This window comes from Streptomyces murinus (genome assembly GCF_002154555.1).
Lineage (GTDB): Bacteria > Actinomycetota > Actinomycetes > Streptomycetales > Streptomycetaceae > Streptomyces > Streptomyces murinus.
In genome coordinates this window covers 1-4554 of record NZ_MUNF01000265.1, presented here as the reverse complement: position 1 = coordinate 4554, position 4554 = coordinate 1, and the positions used below count along the sequence as shown (strand labels likewise).

Here is a 4554-nt window from a genome sequence, read left to right as displayed (position 1 = left end):
GAGGAGCGGGAGGCGGGGCCAGGGACTGTCCGAGAGGCCCTAGGGCCTGTCTGACAATTCCCGTCTGCCGCGCGACGCCATGCACGCACTCTCGCGGCACCGGGCGCAGACCCAAGTACGTCCAGTACGAGGGCCTACGCCCGGCACCCCGAGAGCACGCACCTGACGCCGCGCGGCCGCCCTCCGGGCGACGACGGGAATTGTCAGACAGGCCCTAGGGCCCTAGGCGTTCCCGAGAGGCCCCTGGGCACCCCCGGCCCGGCTCAGCCGTCCCCCCAACTCCCTTACGCACGCCAGCAGTTCATCCGGACCCCGCACAGCGAACTCGTACCCCGTCAGCGCCAGCCGGACCGTCAGCCATTCCACGGGGTCGCCGGTGCCGCCCGCCAGGACGCAGCCGCCCTCGCCGTCGTCCGTGAGCGTCCCGAGCGCCGCCGGGAGCCGCTCGGCGACCTCCGCCGCCGACGCGGCGAACCGCACCTCGAAGACGTACGCCTCCTGCCACTGCTGGATCGACTGCCGCAGATACTCCGCCGCGCCGCCCCTCGGCAACTCCCGCTGCGCGAACCGGACTCCGGTGGCGAACGGCTCGCTCACCCGGTCCACCCGGAACGTGCGCCAGTCCGCGCGATCGAGGTCGTACGCGACCAGGTACCAGCGCCGCCCCGTCGACACCAGCCGATGCGGCTCGGTCAGCCGGCGGGACGCGCCGCCCTCCTTGTCGCGATAGGCGAACCGCAGCCGCTCCCGGCCCGCCACGGCCCCGGCCAGCAGGGTCAGCGTCTCCGCCGGGATGCTCGCGCCGTCCCCGACGGTCAGCGGGGTGGTCGCCGCCTGCAAGGTGGACACCCGGTGCCGCAGCCGGGCCGGCAGGACCTGCTCCAGCTTGGCGAGGGCCCGCACCGACGCCTCGTCCACGCCCGCCACCGCGTGCCCCGCACCGGCCCGCAGCCCGACCGCGATGGCGACGGCCTCCTCGTCGTCCAGCACCAGCGGCGGCATCGCCTTGCCCGCGACCAGCCGGTACCCGCCGTCCGAACCCTTCGTCGCCTCCACCGGATAACCCAGCTCGCGCAGCCGCTCGATGTCCCGCCGCACGGTACGACGCGACACCGCGAGCCGCTCGGCCAGCTCACCGCCGGGCCACTCACGGGGCGTCTGGAGGAGGGAGAGCAACTGGAGCAGCCGTGCCGGGGTGGCGGTCGTCATGCGTACGAGGATGCCGCACCAATAGGACGGCACCTGACCTAGTCGGAACGGACGTCCGCCGTACCTCTGCCACTTGCCTCATCAGCCCTATTGATCCGTTTGACTCCGTGTGTGTTGTTCACGGCACCTGCGAGATACATCACGGTCCGGGTCCGAAGCGCCCCGCCATGGTGTGTACTGGTGGGTATGCCCGAGCATCTGTCGACTCTCCAGCTGGTCGCCGCGGTCTTCCTCACCCTGGCCGGCGTGGTCTGGGCGATCGGCGTGCTGCGTCTGCTGCGGCGGTTCCGCGCACAGGCGCTTCGCGAACTCGCGGCCGCCCGGCTGCCGTTCCTCCCCGCCCAGCGGACCGGCCCGCCGCGGGAGTCGGTGGAGCTGACCCCGGCCGAGCAGGACGCCTTCGCCGGGCTGATACGACAGCTCGGCCACCGCTGACCGACCCGACCCGACCCGACCCGACTCGACTCGACCGGGCCGCCTGCCCCGCCGCGCGATCCGCCGTCGGTCCGCCCGTCAGCCCTGCCGTGCCGCGCGCCGCTCCATCGCGGAACGGGCCGCGTCCTCCGACAGGTACACCTCGCACATATGACGGCCGTCCGGCGTCGCCGTGTGCTCGACCTCCCACAGGGAGATCTCGCTGCCGTCCGGCAGCAGGAACGCGTGCTCGTACAGCACATAACTCAGCCCCGAGCGGCCCGCCCGGCCCGGACGGCCGAAGGCCTGGGTGATCTCGTGCGCCGTCGCCGTGGCCAGCAGGGTGGCCGTGGGGTCACCGGGATGGTCCGCGTTCTCCGCGCGGCGCAGCAGCCGGCGGGCGTGGTCGGCGGAGTCGCCGCAGGCGAACACATGCCGGGGAGCGGGGACCGCCCACAGCCAGGTCGGCGCGGGCAGCTCCAGCTCGGGTGTGTCCGGGGGTAATCCGAGGCGCGAGGTGGCCGTCTGGAGCTCCTCCTCGTCGGTGTACACCTCATGATCAGGGGCGCCGCCCGGGGTGGCGTTGTGCGCCAGCTCCCACAGCGTGACCGCCGAGCCGTCGGCGAGCAGCCAGGTGTGCCGGTACGTCTCCCGGTGCAGCCCGGCGCTGTGGTGCGCGGAGTGCAGCGAACTGTCGTACGCCAGCGCGCAGTCGAGCCGTCGGATCACCTCGTCGGGCAGTTCGAAGGAGTTCAGGGCGCGGCCGAGAAGTCGCGCGAGGTGCTCCTCGGGCGACTCCGGCGACTCGGCTGGTTCGGGCGCTGCCGTCTCATACGGAACGCTCAAGGCATCTCCCGGCGTTGCTGCATGTCACCTTGTGGGTGCATACCGTAGCCCCTCGATCGGACATCATGTCCGGGAATGGGGAAAACGAACACCGGAAAAACGCGCGGGCCGCGCGAGATGTTCCCGCGCGGCCCCAAAACCCGTCAAAACCCGTCGGTCAGGCGGCACTTCCGGCGGTCCAGGCGCTCCAGGACATGTTCCAGCCATTGAGGCCGTTGTCCGGGGACACCGTGGTGTCGGGGGAGTTCTTCACGATCACCACATCGCCGATGAGCGAGTTGTCGAAGAACCACTTCGCCGAGGTGTCGCCCTGCGCGCCCTGCACATCCGCGAGGCCGACGCAGCCGTGGCTGGTGCCCTGCCGGCCGAAGGGCGGATTGCCCTTGTTGTACCAGTAGTTGCCGTGGATGAAGGTGCCCGAGGACGTCAGGCGCATCGCGTGCGGCACATCCGGGATGTCGTACTCCCCGCCGAAGCCGACCGTCGAGCCGTTCATCCGGGTCTGGGTGAACTTCTCGGAGATCACCATCTGCCCGTTGTACGTCGTGTGCTCCGGGCTGCCCGCGGAGATCGGCACCGACTTGAGCGTCTGGCCGTCGCGCACCACGGTCATCGTCTGCGTGTTCACGTCGACGGTGGAGACCTGTGAGCGCCCGACGGTGAAGGAGACCGTCTTCTTCTGCACGCCGTAGAGGCCCTGGGCGCCCTGCACATGGTCCAGGTCGATCTTCATCGTGACCTTGGAGCCGGCCTTCCAGTACTCCTGCGGCCGGAAGTCCAGGCGCCGGTCGCCGAACCAGTGCCCGACCACCTGCTGGCCGCTGCTGGAGTTGACCGTGATGTGCGACTGCACGGCCTTCTTGTCGCTGATCGACTTGTTGAAGGTGAACGACACCGGCATGCCCACACCGACCGTGCTGCCGTTGTCCGGCGTGTAGGTGCCGATGAAGCTGTTGGCCGAACTGACGGTGCTGAAGATGGCGTTGGCCGCCGCCGGGCGACCCTCGGCGTCCTTCGCCCGCGCGGCTATCTGGTACTTCGTGCCGAGCTCGAGGCGCTGCTTCGGCTTCCAGCTGTGGCCGTCCGCCGATATCGCCCCCGGCACGGCCTGCTCCGACCCCGACACGGTCATCTTCACGTCGGTGAGCGTGCCGTCGCTGACCTTCACCCCGGTCGCGTTGACGGACGCGTCCGTCGCGCCGTCCTTCGCCGAGATCGCTATCTTCGCCGTCGAGGTCTTCGGGGAGTCCTTGCCGCCGCCCTTGTTCGAGGCGTTGGCGTCGCCACCGCAGGCGGTCAGGGTGAGGGCGCCGACCATCAGGGCGGCACAGGCCCCCAGTGCGCGCCGCGCTGCAATGTCCGGCCTTGTCACGGGCTGCTCCAGGTTCGTGTGATGTGCGTGGTCCGTTCCCATGCGCCAAGAAAGAGTGCGCAAACAGTCCCTGAGGTTCCCCCCAAGACCTCGTAAGACCACGACGTGACAGAACCGCGACAATCCGCGTCCGACGCCGACGCGTTCCCCCTACGACCGCCCGTACAACTCCCCGTACGACGGCCACACTCCACCCGGTCCGTCGACCGGCTCGGCCGCGCGCACCGCCTTGACGATCGCCCGGGTCACCAGGTCCGCGCCCGCGGCCAGCAGCTCATTGAGGGCGAGCGGATGCGCGGCGAGCGGCTGGGCGCCGGTGGCCAGGGTGAAGACCGTGTCGCCGTCGTGCAGCAGATGGACCGGGCGGACGGCGCGGGCGATGCCGTCGTGCGCGGTGCCGGCCAGCTTCTGGGCCTGTGCCTTGGTCAGTTCGGCGTCGGTGGCGACGACCGCCAGCGTCGTGTTCAGCGGTGGCGGCGTACGGCCCGCGCCGGACTCCTCCAGCCGCCGCAGCGCGGCCTCGTGCACCTCCTTCTGCGGGTACGCGACCCGGCCGTCGTACAACTCCCCGTACAGCACCCCCGTCCGCGGATCCAGCACCGATCCCGCCGCGTTCGCGACCACCAGGGCGGCGACCGTGATCCCCGATTCGAGGACCGTGCTCGCCGTGCCGATGCCGCCCTTGAGCCGGCCGGTCGCCGCGCCGGTGGTCG

At 70.9% G+C, this 4554-nt stretch carries 5 protein-coding genes; 1 reads left to right on the top strand and 4 read right to left on the bottom strand.

Annotated elements, in window-relative coordinates:
* Positions 1 to 222 precede the first annotated feature (222 nt).
* Entirely contained in the window at positions 223 to 1209 is a 987-nt protein-coding gene (locus CCN72_RS17460) for a helix-turn-helix transcriptional regulator (protein WP_208638030.1), read from the bottom strand.
* Between the two features lie 186 nt (positions 1210 to 1395).
* Between CCN72_RS17460 and CCN72_RS17455 the strand changes: the two genes are divergently transcribed.
* Positions 1396 to 1644: a hypothetical protein gene (locus tag CCN72_RS17455; RefSeq protein WP_086808321.1), complete on the top strand. Its 249-nt coding sequence runs from the start codon at positions 1396 to 1398 to the stop codon at positions 1642 to 1644.
* A 78-nt stretch (positions 1645 to 1722) separates the two neighbouring features.
* Here CCN72_RS17455 and CCN72_RS17450 read toward each other — a convergent pair whose 3' ends face one another.
* From CCN72_RS17450 to CCN72_RS17440, 3 genes are all read right to left on the bottom strand, one after another.
* Positions 1723 to 2469, bottom strand: coding sequence for a DUF6227 family protein (locus CCN72_RS17450; RefSeq protein WP_086808320.1), 747 nt, complete (start codon positions 2467 to 2469; stop codon positions 1723 to 1725).
* A gap of 157 nt (positions 2470 to 2626) precedes the next feature.
* Positions 2627 to 3841 (bottom strand): L,D-transpeptidase, encoded by a 1215-nt coding sequence (locus tag CCN72_RS17445; protein WP_172624661.1) that lies wholly within the window; start codon positions 3839 to 3841, stop codon positions 2627 to 2629.
* A 150-nt stretch (positions 3842 to 3991) separates the two neighbouring features.
* Positions 3992 to 4554: P1 family peptidase (locus tag CCN72_RS17440; protein ID WP_208638029.1), on the bottom strand; the 563-nt coding region annotated here is incomplete at its 5' end.